The sequence below is a fragment of the Paraburkholderia sp. BCC1884 genome (assembly GCF_900996225.1).
In the GTDB taxonomy this organism is placed as follows: Bacteria; Pseudomonadota; Gammaproteobacteria; order Burkholderiales; family Burkholderiaceae; genus Paraburkholderia.
Genome location: NZ_CAAJGL010000068.1, coordinates 1,243,119 through 1,265,579, shown reverse-complemented (window position 1 = coordinate 1,265,579; position 22,461 = coordinate 1,243,119). Strand labels below are relative to the sequence as shown.

General features: G+C 57.4%; 10 protein-coding genes. 9 read left to right on the top strand and 1 reads right to left on the bottom strand.

Features of this window, described 5'->3' with window-relative positions; genetic code table 11:
• Nucleotides 1–390 precede the first annotated feature (390 nt).
• The 9 genes from FQ705_RS12465 (at nt 391) to FQ705_RS12420 (ending at nt 20,450) form a co-directional block, all read left to right on the top strand.
• Nucleotides 391–1,212 carry a helix-turn-helix transcriptional regulator gene (locus FQ705_RS12465; RefSeq protein WP_144141166.1) on the top strand — a complete coding sequence of 274 codons (822 nt, stop codon included), beginning with the start codon at nt 391–393 and terminating at the stop codon, nt 1,210–1,212.
• Between the two features lie 68 nt (nt 1,213–1,280).
• Nucleotides 1,281–1,574 carry a hypothetical protein gene (locus tag FQ705_RS34060; RefSeq protein ID WP_186307840.1) on the top strand — a complete coding sequence of 98 codons (294 nt, stop codon included), beginning with the start codon at nt 1,281–1,283 and terminating at the stop codon, nt 1,572–1,574.
• A gap of 25 nt (nt 1,575–1,599) precedes the next feature.
• Nucleotides 1,600–5,670: a KAP family NTPase gene (locus FQ705_RS12455; protein WP_260854466.1), complete on the top strand. Its 4,071-nt coding sequence runs from the start codon at nt 1,600–1,602 to the stop codon at nt 5,668–5,670.
• A 1,585-nt stretch (nt 5,671–7,255) separates the two neighbouring features.
• Nucleotides 7,256–8,179 (top strand): hypothetical protein, encoded by a 924-nt coding sequence (locus tag FQ705_RS12450; protein WP_144141162.1) that lies wholly within the window; start codon nt 7,256–7,258, stop codon nt 8,177–8,179.
• A 227-nt stretch (nt 8,180–8,406) separates the two neighbouring features.
• Nucleotides 8,407–8,676, top strand: coding sequence for a hypothetical protein (locus FQ705_RS12445; RefSeq protein ID WP_144141160.1), 270 nt, complete (start codon nt 8,407–8,409; stop codon nt 8,674–8,676).
• 1,645 nt (nt 8,677–10,321) lie between these two features.
• Nucleotides 10,322–12,145, top strand: coding sequence for an AAA family ATPase (locus tag FQ705_RS12435; RefSeq protein WP_144142381.1), 1,824 nt, complete (start codon nt 10,322–10,324; stop codon nt 12,143–12,145).
• Nucleotides 12,146–12,148: 3 nt separating this feature from the next.
• On the top strand, nt 12,149–12,793 hold the full coding sequence (locus tag FQ705_RS12430) for a 4Fe-4S cluster-binding domain-containing protein (protein WP_144141158.1): 645 nt from the start codon (nt 12,149–12,151) through the stop codon (nt 12,791–12,793).
• Between the two features lie 17 nt (nt 12,794–12,810).
• Nucleotides 12,811–19,104 (top strand): AAA domain-containing protein, encoded by a 6,294-nt coding sequence (locus FQ705_RS12425; protein WP_144142379.1) that lies wholly within the window; start codon nt 12,811–12,813, stop codon nt 19,102–19,104.
• Nucleotides 19,101–20,450, top strand: a complete 1,350-nt coding sequence (locus FQ705_RS12420) for a hypothetical protein (RefSeq protein WP_144141156.1) — start codon at nt 19,101–19,103, stop codon at nt 20,448–20,450. The genes FQ705_RS12425 and FQ705_RS12420 overlap by 4 nt, the downstream gene beginning before the upstream one ends.
• A 453-nt stretch (nt 20,451–20,903) precedes the next feature.
• Here FQ705_RS12420 and FQ705_RS12415 read toward each other — a convergent pair whose 3' ends face one another.
• Entirely contained in the window at nt 20,904–22,460 is a 1,557-nt protein-coding gene (locus FQ705_RS12415) for an AAA family ATPase (RefSeq protein ID WP_144141154.1), read from the bottom strand.
• Nucleotide 22,461: the final 1 nt, after the last annotated feature.

Below are 22,461 nucleotides of genomic sequence, written 5' to 3'. Positions count from 1 at the left end.
GGAACACGGGTCGGGGAAGCCGCGCGCGAAAACTATATAAATTTCAAATCCGATTGTTCAGTCTCTGGGGCACGAATACATCACCGGAGGTGGTTCGCTCCGTCTGCCGTGTTCCACCGGCCATACACGAATCAACTGGAAGCACGCACTGCAGCAAAGCCCGCCTTACCGGGCGTCCTTGGATGATCACCTGATCGTTTAAATTAACTCCCCGCAGAACAGGCATTCCTCATTTGTAGCCTAAAGCGATATATAGCTTTAAGCTACATGTAGCGCAGAGTAACGGTCGATGCTAATATTTGTCAATACTGGATAAATTTACAGGTGTGCATTGCGTCGCAGACGCATCACTCAACTCGAGTCCCGGGTTGCCCGGGTAGGATCAGCCTCGTGCCTCAGACCGCAGATCAGACACCATCCGCGACTAACTCAGACGACTTGCCGCAAACTGTCCTCCAGCGATTGATGCATCTGGAACGATGCCTGTTTTGGCGTGGAGAGTTGCAACGCGCCGATCTGATAGATGCCTTCGGCATCAATCCGATTCAGGCAGCGAAGGATTTTCGTGCCTACATGGAGCGGTATCCGCACAACATGGAATACAACAAGTCGCGCAGGCGCTACCTGCCACTGCCAGGATTTGCCCCGAAGCTGATCGAACCAAAGACGCTGGACGAATTTGCGGGCATTAGTTCCCCTCTTGTTCCTGTGGCAGACTGGCCCTTGCCGAACCGCCGCGCAACGCCACAAGTGCTATTGGCTATGGTTGCCGCCGTACGGGAACGGCAGAAGATTGAAGTCCAGTATCAGTCTATGACGGGAGAGAAACCAACGTGGAGGTGGCTATCGCCACATGCCTTCGCGTCGGATGGAGAACGCTGGCACGTCAGGGCGTACTGCCACTCCCGCGATGAGTTTAGGGATTTCGTATTAGGCCGGATTCTGACGACTCGACATGTCAAAAGCTCCGAAATCAATCGTTCGGACGACCATGACTGGGCCACGCTAGTTAATGTACTGGTGACCCCCAACCCAAACCTCGCGCCAGAGAAACGCCAGGCGATCGCATTGGAGTACGATTTGCCACCAAAAAGCATGGAAGCCACGCTGAGCCTGCGACAGTCAATGCTTTTCTATGTGAAAGCGAAGTTCCATCCGGAAGTCAATGATGTCCCCGCAGCACACCAGCTATTCGTAGAGCAAATTCGGTAGTTGACGACTCCGCGCCCTCACCCCGCGGCGGCTGCCCCACGTGCAGAAAGGACGGAGATTCCTTCTGCATGACGGCGACGTCCCGCCGCGAGAACGGTTTCCGCCGTGTTGATGTCGCAATGATGGTACGCCCGGTGCCCCTCGGCCGAAAAAAGATGGCATCCGTCAACGTTACGTCTTGCGCAGCACCATTGCTACAGGCGCGGCCGGGCGTCAAGATTACCTGCACATGGCAGATTACAATTAAAATATTGACTTTAGGAAACATGCAGGACGGCGCCCCGGCCGTGGTCGCCCTTGCCGAGAGACGTGCATCGCTCTGGTTGTTCATATCGAACGCCGGACGACGCATCCATTACTAAAATTCAAAAACCAATGAATGATCGAATGCCATATGGCGATGCGATGCCGGCTATCCTTGATCGCGAGATTTCAAACACGAGCGAGGATGCTTTTGGTCACCGGCACTTTGCTGAGGCTTTGCAAAGTCTGATCGAGTCGAAGAACCACCAGCCACCTTTCAGCATTGGCTTGCTCGGTGGCTGGGGCACAGGCAAATCCAGTATCAAGGAACTGTACACCGCCGGTTTAAATAACGACGCGGCATCGGTCGACGGACAGGTTCGTTCAGAGCGGATTCATTACGTGACGTTCAACGCGTGGCGCTTCGGCGGCCGAGAACAGGACATCAAGCGGGCGTTGTTGCGTCACGTCTTCCTTGAACTTGGCGGCGACGAGGAAAATCTCCATGACCGGCTGTTTCGCCAGATCACCAAGACAGAAGAAACACCCAAGCCTTGGCGCAAGGTAACGGGCGAACTGCTGCGCGCATGGGCGATGCCCCTCCCCGCTCTTATCGTTGTTCTTGCATTGCTGTTCGCCTTGCTATTTCTTGCGAATTTGCTTTTTCACCCCCGCGGCATATCACAGGCGGTGCTGTTCGCGTGCGTCTCGGGCATCTATACCTACGTGCTCAAACACCTGAAGCCCACAGAAGTGAAGGCGTCAAGCGCGTTGACTCGCGTAGCGCTGCCCAGCACCAGTTCCGAGCAATATGAAGACATGCTGCTCTCGCAGCTCAAGCTGTACAAGAAAGGCAAAAGCAACTCTCCAGACGGACGGAATGGAAAAACCTGCGAGCGCCTCGTCGTGTTCGTTGATGATCTTGACCGATTGTCATCCGACGAGATGGTTCTTGGCCTGGACGCCGTACGAACCTTCATGGAGATACCAACGTCGAGACTACCCGCCGGTCTGGGTCTAGTCTTCGTCATCTCCTGCGACGAAGGAAAAATCGCCGACGCCCTAGCTAGAGGTCGCCGCACCGGTGAACTCCCAGCGACAGTTTTCAACCATTCAGATGCCCGTCGCTATCTCGACCGAATCTTCCAATTCAGACTCGAAATCCCGCCGGCACCGCGTAATGACATGCGCAGATTTGCAACCCGCCAGTTGCGGCGTCTTACCCATATTGCATCGGACCTTGAACGTCGCGGCGTCGCCATTGAGGCATTAATCGACCGGATGATTCATGTCGGCGTCAGCGATCCACGAAACGCCCTTCAGATAGTTAATGCATTTGCGCAAGCATGGTGGATTGCTGTACGGCGTGAACGTGAAGGCCTTGCCAGCGATCTCCCTGGTGGGCTTCATGACGGCGCGGTCACGAACCACCCCATCTCGCTGGGAGCGCTAAGCGCAATGAAGGTTAGCTTCCCGGACTTCTATCGCGATTTGCAGGAAGATCCTCTGTTCCTCCGAGCGTTCATCGACGTCGTAGCTTTGGGGCGCCCGCTTAAAGGTCTGCCGGAACCGTCACGCAAGCGACTCATCGATGCGTACCTTGTTGAGCAGACGCCCGATAAGGAAATTCTGGAGGTCAAACCCGAGCATCGACCATTGCGCCAGTTCATTGCGAGTCTCAATGGCCTACGCTGGGCCGATCCGATTCAGAGCCTCCTGCTTCTGTCAGAGGATCCGATCACGCGCCGCCTCGGCTCGAAGATATCCGCCATTCACAACGCCTTCGTATCAGGTGACACAAAAGGCGTACTGGAAGGAATGGGGCGGCATGTTGACTCGTCCCCCTTAACACCGGAGCAGGCTCAAAGCTTGTCGCTGCTCTACGAAGGAACGGCCACTGAAACCACGGCGCGACGTAGCAACGCCGCCCGCGTGATCTCAGACCTTATTGATCGCATCCCGGAGCCGCTCGCCGGAAGGCTATTAGCGGGGCTGAGTCGTGATATCGACAATAGCCTGAACCTGCGGTCACAGCTGGGACCAGTCCGAATCACGAATCTGTTGTCGCGAGCAGAAAACACTGATCGCAAGTCTGTTACATCGCGCCTGATTGGGGACCTGCTAATGCTCGACGGGCCAATCGCACTTCAGCTTGAGACGCTTGGCACACCCGGTCTTGATGAAGCTCTAGAGATGGTTCAAACAGTAGTACCTTTCGCGATCTCGACCAGAATACAGTGCGGGTTAGACGCCGACGCCGACGAATCGCTTTTGAAGTGGCTGGTCGAACGGCACGTCGAATCAGCCAACGGAAATCGCGCCCAAATGCCCTATCAAAATCTCGAAGATTGGCTATCGAAAGACGATGGCACAGTCGCAGATGCGCTCGGCACGCGATATCTCGACGCGCTTGTTACCGAACTTGACGCGAACGACGATGTTGCATTCAACATTGACACCGCAATCCGGCGAGCGCAGTCGATATTCGAGAGGCAGATGCCAGTCGGTGAAGAGGCGCGGCAAGCCCTTTGGGAAGTATTACCGGCATACCTGGAATCCTCGTACAGCTGTGCAGTCGAGGTTGCATGGAGAGTCGGGGTACCGTTCCTGGGCAAGGCGAGCGACGAACAGGCATCCGCCTTTGTCGCAGCCTTCGCGAAGCGACTCCTGTCTTCCGAGGGCTACGAACCTGTCGACCTAGACGTTGCCTTCGACTTCATAACGAGAGCCACAACAGACAAGCTGCAGTCATTGAACGATGAATCGCTGAGCGCAATCGTAAGTCTGGCAAATCAGTGGAGTAACGCAGATGCTACCGCCGACAAGGCATGTGGCATGGCGCAACGACTGCTCGTGTTGGAGACGGACATTGAAGAGCAGCTTACGAAGAATTGGTCTTCACGGTTGATGACGGCGCTTCCGTTACCCTGCGTTCGATTCCTGGCGACGCGCTTCACTAAACAGTCCAGCTCCGTCCAGGCGACGATTGTATCGTCGCTAAACGCGACGATCGCGGCACCACGAGTTGATGAGACCGCTCAGGGCCGCCTGAAGGCGTTCGTCGATGCGCTGCAACCGGAAAACTGGAGCACCTCGCCGCTGGTCGAGTGTCTGAACGGCCTTCTAGTACAGCTTTCCGCACGCTTTAACAATCCGAACGGTTATCTGGATTCAGTTTTCCCGATATTCAAATCGATCCTAAGTCGGGCAACGCCGGCAACGTACGGAGCGCAAATCCAACAACTCCTTACCCAAGCAAGGGCGCAGGCGCCGAATTTTTACCCGTCGTTGCACGGATGGATGGTGGGCAATTGGCAGCAATCTTCAGCCGGGCAAAGTCCCTACAATCCATCCATTCTCTTCGAGGAGGCCGCTAGTTTCGTTCAGGCATATCCGACTCTTGCCAACACAAACGTTCTCAGGTCAATGCGGGATATGATTGATCGCGAAGTCGTCCCTGCTGCAAGCGAATCGCGGTTATTGGACGCAGCGTGCATTGCCTGGAAGGCGTCGCCTGTGGAGACTGCTGGCATCATTTCGGCCTATCCACAGTTGACAGCAGCACAGACATCGCAGTTGATACTACCCATCGACGGGAAAAATGAAACACACCTGTTCGCGTTGCGTGAGGTGTGGGCACGAGTTTCTCGGAGCATGGATGCGAAAACCAATTCGGACACCTTCCGCACGCTGCTGATGAGTAGCCCAGTTACCACGTTCGATCAAATCGACGCCGGCCTCGGTATCTGGCTGGATGTGCAGGCTGACGCCGGAGAATCCTTGCTATCCGCCTTGCTGATCGTTCGCGACATTTCAGACGAACAAAGACTACGGCTCTGGAGACAGGTGAGTCTGCGCGCAGAGAAGTTTGGTGCGGTATTCCTACTCAGTGCTATGCCAGAACTTTTAACATTGCCCCAGATCGAAATGACAGCGAACGCCGTTTTCCAAGACAAGGAAAAAATAACAGCGCTGCTTCGTACGAGAGAAAATCAGTCGAAGCTTGCTCGCAAGCTTATGAATGTCTTCCGGGAGGCAAAAACTAATACAGTCAAAACTGACATTTGTACCTACTGCTCAGCGCTGGCTGGACAGTCGGTGCTCAAATCGTTTGCGCCTGTAACCCTAACCTTTGATGAGTTCAAGATCATCGAAGGCGTCTTTGCAAAATCCGGTGAGCTGTCTCGCCTACGGCATCTCGTACCTGCGTCCTGACCATTTGAACAAAGCGAGCTACCAATAATTTTCTGGAATTCGCGCGTCTCAATTTTTCACGACTTCCGCTGGCGAAGGACACGTACATGCTGTCGCCAGCGCCCCCGTCCATACATCGCTGCTCAGCTTATAACGCGGCAGGTGAAAACTTTGGCGATGCGCTGAAGCGGCAGTCCGTCAGTGGCTTGCCAAATCGCAGGGCGAGCGCGGCTGTACCACTCGACAATCATCCTAGGCGGTTGCCGAAGAATACGCCGTGCGTCGAAAGCAGGCTCGCAAGGTGAAGCTACGCTGGCGGGCGTCCGCCGGCCATCGCGACATCAACTCGGCAGAGAATTTCTTGCGGCGGGACGTCGCCATCTGGTGGTAGGAATTCCCGCCCTTCCCGCGCCCGCGCGACAGCCATAGGCTGAGGGCGGAGGGACGTCAAGGTAATGGCGACAGGCGGCAGGAAGTGTTTCGACGCCGCGAAAATCTTCGCTCCATTAGTGCCCTTCGCCCGGCACATCGGCCAGCGCGATACCCTTGGCACAGCACCGGTCGAAAAGTTGAAGACAGCCATCGGCCGCAGCACATGGATGCGAAGGACACATCCGACCGCCATCATCGGCCCAGGCGCCGCCCGGCAATCAGCGACGAGTCACATCCAGCCAACCCGCGTCATGAGGCTGGACAAAAGCTAGCACAGCCGCTATGGGACACGTCCTCCGGACGTAACAGCGTGCGGTCCGTCCCCAGCGTCAAATTGCACTTTATCGCCGGCGCCGCGATTTCGACAATTTTCACCAACTGCCGAAGTCCGGCAGTAATCGTCGGCGCATCCTGGCAACGACATGCCACAAACAAAAAGGCGTCGTAGAGTAGCCCGCAACTTGGCCGCAATAGTTGATTGCGGTGTGTCAGAGAATGGATTCTTCGCCGGCACTGTCTGCACCGTCGACGCCAAGCCGTCGAAACCGCGGCGCACATCGGTAAATCCGGCCGCAAACCAGATGCGCTTGTTGGCCAGCGAACCCGTCATCGGCTTAGGCACTGGATCACCACGCATAGCGTGTCGGATCGGTGGTCGCTTCAACGAGCACCTCGCCTCGTGGCAACTGATTGTGTATCGTCCCGGGCGCCAGTGCAGCGGGTGGAGATGCGGCCGGTTCGGTAACGCCGCCGTCAGTGGCCCGGTTCACCGTGACCGGCAGGAAGGCACGTTCGCGGACGTTCACCCCGGCCGTCACCCTGTCGACCCCGGATCCGCTGCATGACTCAAGATTTCTTGTCAGCCGCCGTTAACGCAGGCCTCATTTCGTTTCCGATGCGTGTGCGCTCAGAGCAATAGCCCGCACCCAAGATGCCTACGCCAACTGGATGCGCGCCTATGAATCCGCGTCACATGTGAGACGGTCCTGGCGCAACACGCGCCAAGCCAGATACGCGACCACACCCGACGCGGTTGCCAACGAAAGTCCTTCGAGCCAGCGGTACGCGCACATTTGGATGACTGACCAGATAGCAATCGGCGGCATGTAAGCGAGCAGTTGCAGGCAAAGTCCGGGTTGAGCCGAAGCAAATCTATTTAGCATTTTTACGACCAATGAAAAAAGAGAAGGTGAACGGTCTCGTGAACAAGCAAACACGCGACGAGCGAGCGAAAGGCGGCGACCTCGCAGAGCGACTCGTCTCCGGGGTCGGGCTGTTTGTCCTCGGAATGGTCGCCGGCGCAAGCCTGACTGGACACAACCGGCGCGCAGCGCGAGTTAGCGCGAGCGTCGAGCCTTCTATAGCCATTCCCCTACCACCATCCACCTCCGATACGTCGCGCGAGTTAGATCCCCTGGACGCTAAAAAATCGCGTAAGAAGTTCCAGTCGAAAGAGTTCTGGACTCACTTGCTCCGCCACCTCTCGCTCGATCACAAAGATCCGTTGGCGCATTTCACGAAAACTCTGTTCGGTAGTATTGGCATCGTTTTTATCTTGGAAGCACTGGGCCATTGGCGACCAACTTCGGAAGCGGCACGAACTAGCCTGCCCCTCCTTATAGATCACGTTCACGAAATCCCGTCTTCGATCGTAAATATCTCGCTCGCTTTTGCTGGTATGGCCGCTTCCGCAAAAGCCTTCAAATTTCTTGATAAATTGACGACGCATGTGATTACCCCGCTTTCCGAGTTCACGCTTCACCTATTTGTCATCGGAATTGGTGCTTCAGTCGGGGAGCAGATCATCTACGCCTGCACTCATTTATTGACCGCACCGTTGCGTGCAGAGCCGGCAGTCTCCCTTCTGTGGCTTTGCGGAAATGCACTGGTCCTAGCGATCACCATGCGGTACGTTATTAACGCACCCGAGAGACTCTTACCTACGCGTATCTCGGGCCGACTGGCTTACTTTGCAGTCGGTGCAATCGTATCTGCTGTTTTTGTCGTGTATGCCCCATTCCCTAGCAGCGACGCATGGAATAGTTTATTTGCGACCAAGCTGCCAGAACTTAAGCTTAAGACCGCTAACAAGGTGTAAGACCCGTTTTTAAACGCCATGATAAGGTCTGCACAGGCTCAACGATGGCTACTGCAAACCCCGAGACGCACTTTTGATGAGCTCCGGACCCGCGGGAACATTAGATGCGCGAAAAATCAGCGTTATAGACTTTTCAGCCGGCCGGAAGTTTGCATGAGCTAAGGTCCACGACATCCGTTCCTGAATCGCGGGTTGCTATACATACCATGCAACCAACGGACAGGACCATGAACAAGTATCAGGAGCAGGAAGAGGTCAAATCATCATTCGCGTTTTCGGTCGACGCAAAGCACGAAGCTTTGCCATCCTTGCAGGAATTTTGGGACGCGTTAGCCTATTACGCGTTCACGCCATCGCAAGGACAAGCCGAAATAGCCCTTTTCCTTCGGCTTCAGGCAATTGCGGAGCACTCTCCAGAGCATGACGGGCTGATGTCAGGTTTTTGGGATTGCGCGTTCGACAGTGGACCGAGGCCAGCTCGTCCAAGAAGCAGTTAATTCACTGGCGGCCTACAGCCGCCAGTATTTTTTCAGCTGTCAAATTGGCAAAACTATGAATTGGTTGGTTGAGCTCTACTTCTGGATCGCTCTCTTACACGGCTCGCCGCGCCCGAGTGCGAAAGATACTCGCGATGTCAGCGCATGCGCCGCATTCCTCAGCAGGGACAACCGTTCGCCCTGCGACGACAATCTGCGTGAGCAGATTCGTGCATGTTAATGCACACGGTAAGTAGATAACTCGTATCGAAACAGAGTCGGCCTGAATTTGGTCCGCGTACCGAGAGCAATAAAGCTTGTCGATCCCGTTAGGGCACCGCGCCGCCGTATGCGTCGCACGATCCTGTGGATGCGCTTGATATCTTCCCTGGAATCGTGTCTGCGCTCCTCAAATTGTGTGTGATCCTTTGAACTCACGCGCTGCCCAGGCGGACCCAGACCGAATAACGGTTATTCGCTCTTGCGGCGCCGGACATTAGCGTCAAGGCTTTTCAGCTGGTGCGTCGGCAGGAAGCAGTGGGGGCGAGCCAAGGGATCCTTTGAATTGACCGATCCGCTCCCCGTAAGCCTTCCGAAGGCAGATGAGATCGCTGTCACACAAGTGGCGCGCAATTACCCAACCGGATTCAGACTGCTCGAGAGCTTTTGGGTCTGATATGGATTTCAGTGCTGCTTCGTACAGTTCCGCTAGCTCCACATCCATCGCAGCAAGTCCCGGGTCGCCACAGATTGCAATCTCATCCTCATGAGCGGCTTTATTGCAATCGAAGCTGGTCGCATACGAAGACTTTGGCGACGGCGCTGCCGTCAAAGCGCCGTTCGGACCGCCTGACGTCGAAGCATCGCTCGCCACATCAGTTGTGGAGGGCCTATCGGACGCCGGCATCGTTTCCTGGGAAGCCAACGCTACATCGCCTGCAGAGGCTGGTTGTAGATCAGATTGCGCGTCGGCGCCTCCGGCACTCGCCGCCACGGCCTCAGACGCAGCTGTGGACGGTGTAGAGGAACCCGTCCCGGATCGGGAGCTCATCCAGATAACCGCGATCAGAATCACGATTGCAACCAACACTACCGGGCCACAACCCGACGATGAACGCGGCGGCGGCTGCACAACTTCAATGTTTCTACTGCTGCACCCGGGGCATCGGAGGGAGCGCTGCTTTCCTCGCGGGAACCAGGTGTATGAGCAGTTGTTGCATCGGTTTTGTGGACGAAGACTCATGAATTTTTTTCAGCCGTATTCTTTGATTTTGTTATGTTTACGGAAAGAATCAACGAATCTTGAATTGATTCCATTCGCTATTAAACGATACCTTGACTTGCACGCTCGCGACCGAAACAGGATTGAGACCCGGCCTGCTAATGCAAGTGTGCCGGTAGCTTCGCATCGCATTTTTGCAGGACAGTCACTGCCACGAAATGCAGGTAGATACTGTCCGAAAAAATATCGTGTGCACGGGTTTCAACACCCGTGCGGCCATTTTTTTGATCCACGTGGTAAACGTTGGCGAACCTGAGTGCTCGCAATCACCCCAGTCGCAGCTATCGCTACATGCCACGGCAAGTCCGGCGAGCACTTGGTGCCCTCTCTGATTGTGTTGTGGCTGTGGTAATGTTCCAGCTTCGACTTGCCCGTAATATCATTATGTCCGCGTATATGAAGCCTCGCTGGATGCGCGATCTGCTGCGCTTCCTTCCTTTGAAGAGTCAATTTGTCCTGTCCGGCAATATACGCGATCTTCAGGCATGCGAGGTCGCTCCCGATGTCGTTACTGCGCAGTCACTTACTGCAACGCTCTGCGACAACCTTCGCGAAGCCGGTTACGTCCAGTTGGTCGTATGGAACCCGGTTACAGGGTTCACGGTAGCCGAAGGTCGAACTGCATCGGCAGAACCGCCCGAGGAAACGTTCCGCCGAATCGGATTGACACCTGTTGACGGCGTTGCACCGGGTGGGATTGACACTCTTGCAACAATTCTCGAGCGCGTGGTGAACCTGAGTGGCCAACCTATCGCATTAGTTATTGATTTTGCATCACGGCTTGCTGTCCGGGCGGAATCGCTGAGCGCCGCCGAGCACAACCTCTTCACGCGGGCACTCGTGCTGGCGCACTCGGCGACCTCCCGACCGGCTGGAGAGCAGCGGCGCCCATTTTTCAATACGATCCTTTGGATTGTCGACAAGGAGGGGGATCTTCCTGACTGGTTACTCATCGACAATCCTCGCGCCAGGCATATCCCCGTAGCCAAGCCTGATAGCGTCTCGCGTCGCGCACTGTCCGGCGCCCTTCTTCGCGGCGTGCCCGGTGCCCAGCAAGCAGCACCTAATATTCGCGCTAATGCCGAGAAGGCGTTTGTCGACGGCTCGGAAGGTTTGCTGCTCGCCGATATGAATGCGATCGCAACCCTTGCTCGTGTGGAAAGCGTGCCCATCGAGAAAATTGCCGATGCGGTCAGACGTTACAAGGTTGGCGTGACAGAGGATCCCTGGCTTCAGATTGACCGCGACAATATCCGCAACGCTGGGACGTTCGTCCAGAACCGGGTGAAGGGCCAAGCGCACGCCGTGACGCATATGCTTGACCTTGTCAAGCGTGCGATGACGGGTGTCGGTTCCCAGCGAAAAGGGAATCGGCCTCGAGGGGTCGCGTTCCTGGCCGGCCCGACCGGCGTCGGCAAGACAGAGCTCGCAAAGACCATTACCAGCCTGCTCTTCGGCGACGAAAGCGCTTATATCCGGTTCGACATGTCGGAATTCAGCGCGGAACACGCGGATCAGCGCCTTATTGGCGCGCCGCCGGGCTATGTCGGATATGACGTCGGCGGAGAACTGACAAACGCGATCCGGGAGCGTCCATTCAGCGTCGTGCTCTTTGATGAAATCGAGAAAGCACATCCACGCATTCTGGACAAGTTTCTGCAAATCCTTGACGACGGTGTGCTCACGTCCGGTCGTGGAGACAGAGTCTATTTTTCGGAAGCGTTAATCGTTTTTACGTCCAACCTCGGAATCTATCGTCAGGACGAGACGGGGGAGCGCGTAGCTAACGTACTTCCCGGGGATCCGTTCGAGATGGTCCAGGAAAAAGTGCTGGCTGAGATACAACGGCATTTCAAGCTTGTGCTGAACCGCCCCGAGATTCTCAATCGAATCGGTGAAAACGTCATCGTCTTCGATTTTATCCGTGAAGACGTTGCCGACGCGATTTTCGAGCAGATGGTTCGTTCGGTGCTAGATGACATTGTTGAGCAAGGTATTGTGATTGACCTGGAAAGCGAATCAAAATCCACGCTCCAGGAGCGGTGTCTCCTTGACCTGTCAAATGGCGGACGGGGAATCCGGAACCAGATTGAAGCGCACCTGATCAATCCGTTAGCTCGAGGGCTCTTTGACCAGGACGCAAAACCGGGTGACCGATTCATGCTGACCGGCCTGGCGACTGGCCAACTCCAGCTACAGAAGTTGTAGTCCATGGACTTGCGCTTATCCCGCGTCCATTTTCCGGTGACGAGCCTCGGGCCGGGACGCCGGATTGGCATCTGGTTCCAGGGCTGCAGTATCCGGTGCCCCGGCTGCATTTCTGCCGACACATGGTCGACCGGTCATGGGGATACGAGTCTTGAGCAGTTACTGGCTCAAGTTTCCCTGTATCTGCCTGATGCAGACGGAGTGACGATTTCAGGGGGCGAGCCATTCGAACAGGCAGACGCGCTTCTCGCTCTTCTCGGCGCGCTGCGTCAGCTAACGAGTGTCGATATTCTTGTCTACACCGGCTACCCGATCGAGGCGCTTACGCAGGCTCTTGGGAAGGCTTCGGGTTTGATCGATGCGTTAATTACCGACCCATTTGAACTGCAGTCCGCGCATTCGCGGCCTTTGCGAGGGAGCGATAATCAGCGCATGCACTTTCTCACGGCCTGGGGTCGCGAGCGATTTATGCCGTTTGAACGTTCTTTGACCGAGCAGGACAAGTCACTGGACGTTATGTTTGATGAAGATGGCAGCGTCTGGTTTGCAGGAATACCCGATCGCGGCGATTTTCAGCGCCTGAGAGACCTATTAAACGACGAGGGCCATCTGGTCCAAATCAGCGCCGACAAGGCGCGAAGCCGATAAGACAGGAAATGTCAACGATGATGCGTTTTTGCCCGAATTGCAAGACCGAAAGGTCCGTGCAGGAGTGGTACTGCGAAGAAACGGCTGCGGGGGCGGCGTGCCAGTGGGATTTGTCCGCTCTTCCGATTCGTGAAAGTGGCTGGAGGCCACAGGATGTCGTCACGTCGGATTCGGTGAATCGGGAAGCACCGGCTACCAGACTCATAACCGACGCGCAGCCTTTGCTCTGCACGAACGGGCATGCAATGAACGACGGCGACCTCATGTGCCTGACCTGTGGGGCGGATCCGGCACACCGCGCCGCGCCAGAACCGCAGCGGGACATGTCAGGGTCGGGTCAGGAACGGCTGCAGCCGACCGAGGAAACGCAGATCGACGGCTGGCGGCTGATCAGGCAGATATCCAGTACGGACAGCACCCGCGAGCGATATGTTGCACAGCACCGGGACGATAATCGTCAGGCCGTGCTCACGCTCTACCGGCAGGGTGCTGAACCAGACCCGTCAATTTACGAAGTTGTGCGCCGGTTACCACGCGAGCATGTCCCGGAAATCCTCACGACAGGACGCTGGGACGGACGCGCCTACGAAGTGGCAGAAGAACTGAGCGGCGGCACGCTAGCCGATATCGGTATCGCGCTGCGTGATTTGGCTACAATCCGGCATGTGGTTGATGAGCTCGGACAGGCGCTCCATTCATTTTCTGAAGCGGGCCTAAGGCATCGGGATTTGCGCCCCGGCACCCTCCTCGTTCGCAGCCGTGACCCGATCGATCTCGTGATCAGCGGTTTTGGGTCCGCCCGGCTGTCGGACTTCGACCTCGATATCGTCTCCCCACTTGAGACCACAAAGTACATGGCGCCCGAGGCAATTGCCGGCGGTGTCGCTGCGGCCTCCGACTGGTGGAGTCTCGGGATGATTCTGCTTGAGCAATTGACCCAGGGCGCCTGCTTCGAAGGAATCAACGAACGCGCGTTCATGATTCACGTGCTCGCAAACGGCGTGACGCTCCCGGACAATCTTGAGCCCTCGCTGCACCTGCTTCTCCGAGGGCTGTTGGCTCGCGACAGACATCAACGTTGGCAATGGCCTCAGGTAAAGGCCTGGCTCGCCGGCGAAGAAGTGACGGCACCCTCCGCCAGTGTTACCGAGGCCGACAGCAGCGAAGGCGCGAGTATCGCCCTCGGCGCCAAGCGCTTCCATAAGCCAACTGTTTTTGCCCTCGCCGCCGCTGAACGGGAGAACTGGGCGGAGGCACTGGACCACTTACAGCGTGGTGTGCTCACCACGTGGGCCGAAAATGCTGGGCTGGCGTCCAGAACACTCGCCGGCATACGTCAGGCTGCGCAACTTGAGGGAGTCGATGACGACTGCCGGCTGATGATCGCGCTGAAGCTGCTGAACCCTGAAATGCCGCTGATTTTGCGTGGGGACATTGTCACCCCTGGCTGGTTGCTCGAACACGCGTTGGCTGCATACGATTTGATCACCGGTCCCGTGCCCCCTTTCCTTGAACGGCTCGAGACAGAAACATGGCTTTCGCGATTGCGCCTTCGCGCGGAGCAGGTGCGCAACCGCGCGCACGGACACAATATTGATCTGGACGAAGACACCGTTCGGATCAATCTGCTCTCAACTTCGCGGGCCCGCCTGGTTGCCCTCTGGGAAGAACGGCGACGGCTGCTTCCAGACTCGGACCATCCGGGACTCCAGTCGCTGTCCGAACGCCGGGTGATAAGCGAAGAGGACCTCATCGTCCTGCTAAGCGCATCCATCAATCAGTTCCGGTCTGTCGATGCAATTATCGAAGAGGCCACGAACCTCGCCGAGAAAGAGCAGATTCTGGCCTTCGATGCTGAGGCGGCACGCGAAGAACTTGTCTTGCCAAGAGCAGACCTGTTCCGGAAGGTGGACGACCGGATTGCAGGGTTCGCGCGCACCGGCAACACAACCGTCGACGACTGGGCAGAGCAATTCCGTCTTGAGCGACGCCTGCCCCTGCACGAGGTCGTCGTCCTGCTGTCCGTGCCGGCCGAACAATGGCTGGAACCGCAGAAGCAGCAGTATGTGTCTCAGATTCTCGATTTTTTCGAGAAGAAGGTTTCGACAGCCGTTTTGCGCGGGCCGCTCGTGCGGATGACCATCGGCAAGACGACGGGCCGCGTCGACGTGAACGAACTGAATGGCGAACGCCACACCAGCACCGCAATTCTCGAACACCTGCTTCAGCGCAATTCGCAGACAGTCACCATCGATCCGGCCGTATTTGGTGGAAACGTCACGCTGGAGAACCGTCTTAACACCCTGCAAAGACAGACATCGCTTTATAAGCGGGACACGGGAATCGACGGCCTGTATCTGGGTTTCCCATTCCTGCATTTCAGGGATACCCGCAGCAATTCGCGCCCCCGCATCGCACCTGTTCTGCTGTGGCCAATCAAGCTGCTAATGGAGCTCGGTTCACGCGGTCAGGTCTCGCTCGCGTTCGACAGCGAACGGGAGGAAGTGCGATTGAACCCGGCGCTCGAGGGCTTGCTGGGGCGCGAAGCAATCAAGCCATGGCGCGTAGCCGCTGATGAGCTGCTCGGACGATCAGCCCTGAAAGTTCCGGATGTGGTGGACGCTTTCGGCGTGCTGGCGTCGGCCGAACGGAGAAAGCTATCCAGTTTGCCATCTCCTACGGCCGAGATTGAAGCCGGGCAGTCACAACTCGCGTGCTCGGGCGTCCTGTTCCACGTTACGTTCATGGGGCAGGCAATTGGCGAAGACTTGCGACAGTTGAAGTCGCTCTCCCCCGCTGGCACAGCGCTTGAGTCAATGCTGCGGCTCAAGGAGCGAGCATCCGGCGAGCCGGTCGAGACCAGCAATGCAGAGATTGACCGTTTTCTCACGGTAGCAAGTGATCCATCGCAGGAGTCGGCTGTGTTGCTGGCTCGGCAGAGTCCTGGCCTGCTGGTCGAAGGGCCACCGGGAACGGGCAAGAGCCAGACAATCGTCAACATGGTCGCCGACGCCATCGGGCGCGGCAAGAGCCTGCTGATTGTGTGTCAGAAACATGCCGCGCTGGAGGTCGTCCACAAACGGCTTGTCGCCGAAGGCCTTGGCGACCGAATCGTTATGGTCAACGACGTCAACAAGGACCGCGAGCCCACCATTCGTGCCGTTCGCGAGCAACTTGATGCCATCTTTAAAGGCTCGGCATTCGACAATGGCTGGGTCAGACAAAGAGAGCGAATGGCCGCCCGGATTGAGGCTCTCGAGGGTGAACTGGATCGGCATCACCAGGCTCTCCATGCGGTCGACGAGTCTACCGGTCTTAGCTATCGGGTGCTTCTCGGCGAGCTGATTCAGCTTGAGGCGGGCGAGCCGGCCATTGACGTGCCGCAGCTTCGAACAAAGTTGTCTGCGATGGACATTTCGTCGCTCACCACACTGGAGGAGCAATGCGCGCCTCTTGCCCGATACTGGCTGCCGGCTCGCTACGAAGGCAGCGCTCTCGTCCAGCTCAAACACTTTGCCACCGACTCAGCGACAATCAAGGAATTCCAGGCCGCTTTTGCGTCGTTCCTTGAGGCCGAGCAACATCGAATCGACACCTTGGCCGCGCACCCCGCCAGGTTTGATATCGATGACCCGGCGCCATATCGGGCCTGGCTTGATGCCAACGCGCGGCGGCTCGTCGATCTCGACGACGTGCAGCGCAAGTCGCTTGCTCAATGGTTACCGTTGTTCCGGCCTGCAGACAGGTCCGATGCCCCGGGGCATATCCATTATGCGGCGCTAAAGGACTTACACAGCACCCTTGTCCAGATTGACGGCGGCGCATTCGATGCGGCGCTCTCACCCGCCCTCGCCCGTCTGCCGGCTCCTGAACTGGCTGGCATCGAAGTACGGGCCACACTCGCGACCCGCGCGCCCACCTTCTTTAGCCGCTTTAACCCCGCAACCTACGTGCGGCGTAAGGCACTACTGAAATTCGCGGTGGCTCTGGGCGCATCGGCGTCAAACGACACGCTTGGGCACATTCGTGATGCTGCCCGCCTGGAGCAGAAGTGGCGTCCGTTGCGTACATCATTGAACACGATTAGCCAGGCGCTGCGCCTCGGGACGGTCGATGAGGGTTGCGGACCAACGCTCTCCGAGGAGTGCCTAACCCGCCTTCGCCAGCTTGAAGAAATCCGTGAACTCGCCCAACATCTGGCGATTGCGCCGCGTGGTGACGAGTTCGACTCGGCGGTCATGACGGGCGACCGTGCCCCGGTCGAACAGCTGCTGGACGGATTCGAGGCGGCTTTCGTGCGCCACAACGCGCGTCAGCACAGCCGGCAGGCGTTGGGGGCTCTGGAAGACTGGCTCTCCCCGGAACTGTTCGAAGCCTGCACGACCGCCATCGCTCAAAACATCAGCTATCTGGCGCCGTTGAACCGAATCAAGGATTCCCTGCCTACGTTGGCTGCCTACCAGCAGTTCCGGACCCGCGCGCGGCATCTGAATCAAGCCGCCCTCGAAATCTTCGCCCTGATGCGTGGCCACGAAGCGGCTCTCGGCGTAATACGCCCTGAGGACCTTGACTTCGAAGTTCGGCGTCTGATTAACCGGGAAGCCCGGTTGGGCTGGAAGCGCAGAATGGAGCAGGAAAATCCCGAGTTGCTCCTTGATCAGGGAGAAACCGCAGCGAAGATTGAGGCGCTGGCGGCGGCAGACGAGCAGATGCGTGGCCTCAACCGCGATGTCCTGCGCGAGGGTATCGAGCGGGGAAGACTCAGTTCCCTACACGACTGGGAAGACGTCACTCGCCTGACCGGTAAGCGCTCACGGCGTCTTCGTGAATTCATCGAACTGGGCGCGCGTCTCGGACTGATGGCACTCAGGCCAGTATGGCTCATGAACCCGGACGTTGCCAGCCGCGTGCTGCCGCTCAAGTCAAACCTGTTTGACTCAGTCGTCTACGACGAAGCATCGCAGATGCCTGTCGAGTTCGCCCTGCCGACGCTGTTCCGTGGGAGCGTCTCCATTGTTAGTGGCGACGAAAAGCAGATGCCGCCTACCACGTTCTTCTCCAGTCGTGCCGAGAGCGACGAGACGGAGCTTTTTGACGGCGAACAGCCCGAAGAGGATGCAACGGAGGAGGAGCGCGAACTCTTTGAAGACACATGGAACCGGCGAGAAATCAAGGACTGCCCTGACCTGCTTCAGCTTGCGCGTACGGCATTGCCTACGTCGACGCTCCAGATTCACTATCGGTCCGCCTACCGCGAGCTTATTAGCTATTCCAATGCGGCGTTCTATGAGAATAACCTGAGCGTTCCAGTTCGCCATCCCGACGAAAAGGTCCGTGAAGTCAAACCAATCGAACTCATCCAGGTGCACGGTCTGTACGAACAGCAGACTAATGCGACGGAGGCAAAGCGCGTGGTCGAGTATCTCGCGCAGCTCTGGCAGCAGCCGTTCGCCGAGCGGCCTTCGGTCGGAGTTGTGACATTCAACCGCAAACAGGCTGATCTCATCGAAGAGACGTTAGCAATGCGCGCTGAGGAAGACGCCAGTTTCCGTGACGCCTATCTGGAGGAACGCGATCGCGTCGAAGGTGGAGAAGACATGGGCGCGTTCGTGAAGAACGTCGAAAACGTCCAGGGCGATGAACGGGACGTCATCGTTTTTTCGACGACCTTTGGACGCAACAGCCAAGGTACATTCCGTCGTAATTTCGGCGTGCTGGGACAGAAAGGTGGTGAGCGCCGGCTGAATGTTGCGGTGACTCGTGCCCGAAAGAAGGTCGTACTTGTGACATCGATGCCGATCCGCGACATCTCCGACATGCTTAACACCCAGCGCAAGCCTGCGATTCCGCGCGACTACCTTCAAGGCTACATGGAGTACGCGCGCGCGATGTCGAACGGCGAACTGCCAGCGGGCCGGGCCCTCCTCGGGCGCCTCTCCAGTGAGCGGGCCCATGCTAGGCTCGACGACGGCAAAAAGGCCGATGGCTTTGCGAACGACGTCCTCCAGTACATCCGCTCGCTAGGTCTCTCGCCCGTTTCTGCGCAGGAAGGAGACGCGTTCGGGATGGATTTCGCGATCGCAGACCCTGAAACCGGTCTCTACGCAATCGGAATCGAATGCGATGCGCCCCGTCACGTACTCCTCCAGCGCGCACGTGCGAGAGAAATCTGGCGCCCCTCGGTCCTACGTCGGGCAATCCCCCGTCTGCACCGGGTATCTTCTCAAGCGTGGTATCACAACGGCGGCGAAGAGCGAGAACGGCTGAAGGCGGCGATTGAAGCGTCGCTCAGCATGGAGGTGGAGGCATGAGCGGTCCGAAGGTTGTGAAAATCGTAACGCGCGAGGAAATCCTGGCCATCTGCGAAGGGCATCTCCGACAGCTGGATCAGGCAATTGCTCATTGGATCAGCGAGGGGAAGCGCTCCGGCGAACTTACTGACGAGGAAATCGCTGCGACGCTCAGAAGACGAGAGGCTATTGCCAGCCTGATCACCCGCGACGCCTTCATGGAACTGCAAAAAGGTGTTCCGGACGAGATTTCCTTTCTGAAAAGTGACCTGCTCCGGCGCGAGCGTGTCGCCATCGAAAAGGCGGTAATCGCACGTAAGCGGGAGCGCCAGGGAAGGGATAACGCTTCGACTCTTCTTAGATCTCTCGAAGCCCGAGGTGTCGTGATTCCCCTGGATCTCAAGGAGCAGCTTCAGTCGGTCGCGACCGGCGGCGCGTTGAGCGACGCCGAATCGATTCTCGCGCAGTGCTTCAACCTCCTAGTGCCAGGCAGCCCGACGGGCTTGAGCGCGACACAGCAGGAACTGATTGGGCGGCTCAAGGAGTTCAACGCGGACCAAAGCTTCGAAGCATGGAAGACGAAGAACCGCGCACCCTCCTCTCTCGACCTCCTGCTTGATCGGGTCGACGGTCAGATAGCTGAGGCGCAAACGGTGCTAGGCGCCGTGAGGACCTCCGGTTATTTGCAGCGCCTGAATTCAATTGAGTCGGAGGCAAATGAGGCACGCAAGTCTTTGCTGCTCGACAGCCTGATTCTCGATATGTCCAGTGCAATTGAAGTCGTGCGACACCAACAGGCCATACGGGTGCAGCTCGCCGAACTGTCACTGGAACTCACGGAAGTCGATACGGCCGAAGCGACAACCTTGCGGGAAGCGATTTCTGCATGCGATGCCAGCACCCCGGCCAACCGGTTAGCTGTGTTGACAGAAAAGTGTCGTGCGCTCGCCAGTGCCGAGGCGCAGCGAAGGGCCGCCCAATCCCGCCGGGAGGTCATACTTCAGGGATTGGCCAAACTTGGATACGAGGTCCGTGAGGGCATGACCACCTCGTGGGCAAAGGACGGGCGGATCGTGCTGCGCAAACCGTCGCTGCCAGGATATGGCGTAGAGGTCGGCGGCCAGGCCGAGACGAGTCGCCTACAGGTTCGCGCGGTTGCTTTGAGTGAAAGTCGCGACGCGAGCCGCGATAAGGACGTCGAGACCATTTGGTGTGGCGAATTTACGCGGCTTCAGGAGCTTGTTGCCAGAGACGGAAACAATCTACTGATCGAACGTGCTTTAGCCGTCGGACAAGTACCACTTAAGGTTTTAGAAACAGAGATAGAAGCAAGAGATTCGTTCTCCCACAAGAATACTTGGGAATGACCGGATGCATCAACGTGCACAAATCTGCTCATGCAGACTGTCGTCACAGGGCGAACGGTTGCCCCTGCTAAGGGTGCTGGCGCAAGCGCCAGCACCATGGGTACCCTTCGCACTCCGGCGCGGCTTGCCGGCTTGCCGCCCCGAGTGGCGAGCCACTGCCCGCGCCCCACACCTCTATACGCCGCATGAATGCTGCGCCAGCTGGCCACACGCGAATCTCCCGCTATCCTTGCAGGTAGCTCGAGGGCGTGACGGCCACCGCGCACCGGAACACGGATCACCGTGCCGGCGCCTGGCAGACGTTCAGTCAAGTTCTGCCCGCGGCGGGCAATGACACCCGCTGCAGCAGCATGCACACTCCAGCCCCGTCGCGTTGCATATTTCACCGCACCGATGGTCGACGTGTAGTCGTGGTCGATCAGGATCGATTTACCGCGACAACAACGCCTGCGCTCACGCAAGAACCGCACGCCGGCTGCGCTGATGCAGCGCAGCTCCCCCAATCGGAATCCCGGATGCAGGCACAGCCCTCTCACGGCCCCAGGCACGAATGCCATCAATTTGCTCAGGGCTCGTCTTCGACAAGGGAACGACGTTCTGGAAGCTCCGCCGGAATAAATCATCCGATACTGCTGCGTCTCCGCTCAGAAACGCCTCTTTTACGACTTCACGGACCGCCGACTCCAAGTCGGAGCCAGCAAAGCCCTCTGATATTTCGACAAGTTCGGTCATGAGGCTGTCGTTCATCTCGTATTTAAGCCCACGACGGGCATAAATCTGGATGATTTCCCTACGTTCGTCCGGCGTCGGCAAGTCGACAAAAAAGAGCTCATCAAACCGACCGCGTCGGAGCAGTTCTGGCGGCAAACGCGAGACATCATTCGCCGTTGCGACAACGAACACCCGGGACCTAGCTTCCTGAAGCCAATAAAGAAATTGCCCGACCAGGCGAGTCGACGTGCCACCGTCGCCGGACCCTTGCGTTGCACCAGCTAGGCCCTTCTCAATCTCATCGATCCACAACACGCAAGGAGCCACGTGATCGGCGGTGCTGAGCGCCTCTTTAAGTCGCCCTTCGCTCTGACCGAGATACTGACCATGAATCGTAGACAAATCGAGCCTGTATAGCGGCATCTTCCAGTTATGCGCAATTGCTTTGGCTGAAAGAGATTTCCCGCAGCCCGGCACACCGACAAGTAGGACTCCGCGCGGTGGGCGAATGCCACGCTCGCGTAAGTCGGCTGTGAGAAGCGGACGCTCCTTGTCGAGCCAGGCTTTGAGACCGCCCAGGCCGCCCACATTGAGTTCAGAGCCTCGAACCTGAACGCGTTCAATGCCAGAAATATCAGCAAATATGCGGTCTTTCGCCTGAGTCAACTGGACGAGGTCGTCCTTGACAATACTGCCATTCGCCAACAGCGTCGCAATAATGTTCTCGGCCTCGATTCGCGAAATCCCGGTCAGAATTGCAGCAGCCTCCTTCTCATCCGCCTCGTCCCATTCAATGCGGTAGTCCGCCCGATATGCTCCAATTTGCTCACGGATGATTTCCAGCATCTCGTCTTCGGAGGGAGCAGACAAGGTCAGCGACATTCCAAGGCGCTGCAACTGTCCCCAGACCGGCGTCGTCGTGATGATGACGACAACCCCGCCGCTTTCCGCTGCCAGCATGACCGTGTCCTGCAACTGACGGGCAAACGGCGTGTCGTCTTCCGAGTCGGGTGATTCGGTAAGCACAAACGTAAGATTTTGCCTTTGTCCAATCTGCTGACTTGCGTGATCGAGCGCCCCAACCAGGGAACGGTCCTCGTTTGTGACCCGGCCACTCACCAGGTCCTTCGTCCCTTGGGATAGCGTATGGACATATATCGGTGCATTGCTAAGGCCTTGCGCAATTTCGCGGAGGATATCGAGTATGCGTGAGCGCTCAGCGCTACGGATCGAAATGAAGGGCACTCGTGCCTTCAGATAACGCGTCAGCGTACTGCGAAATTCGTTTGTATCACTCATG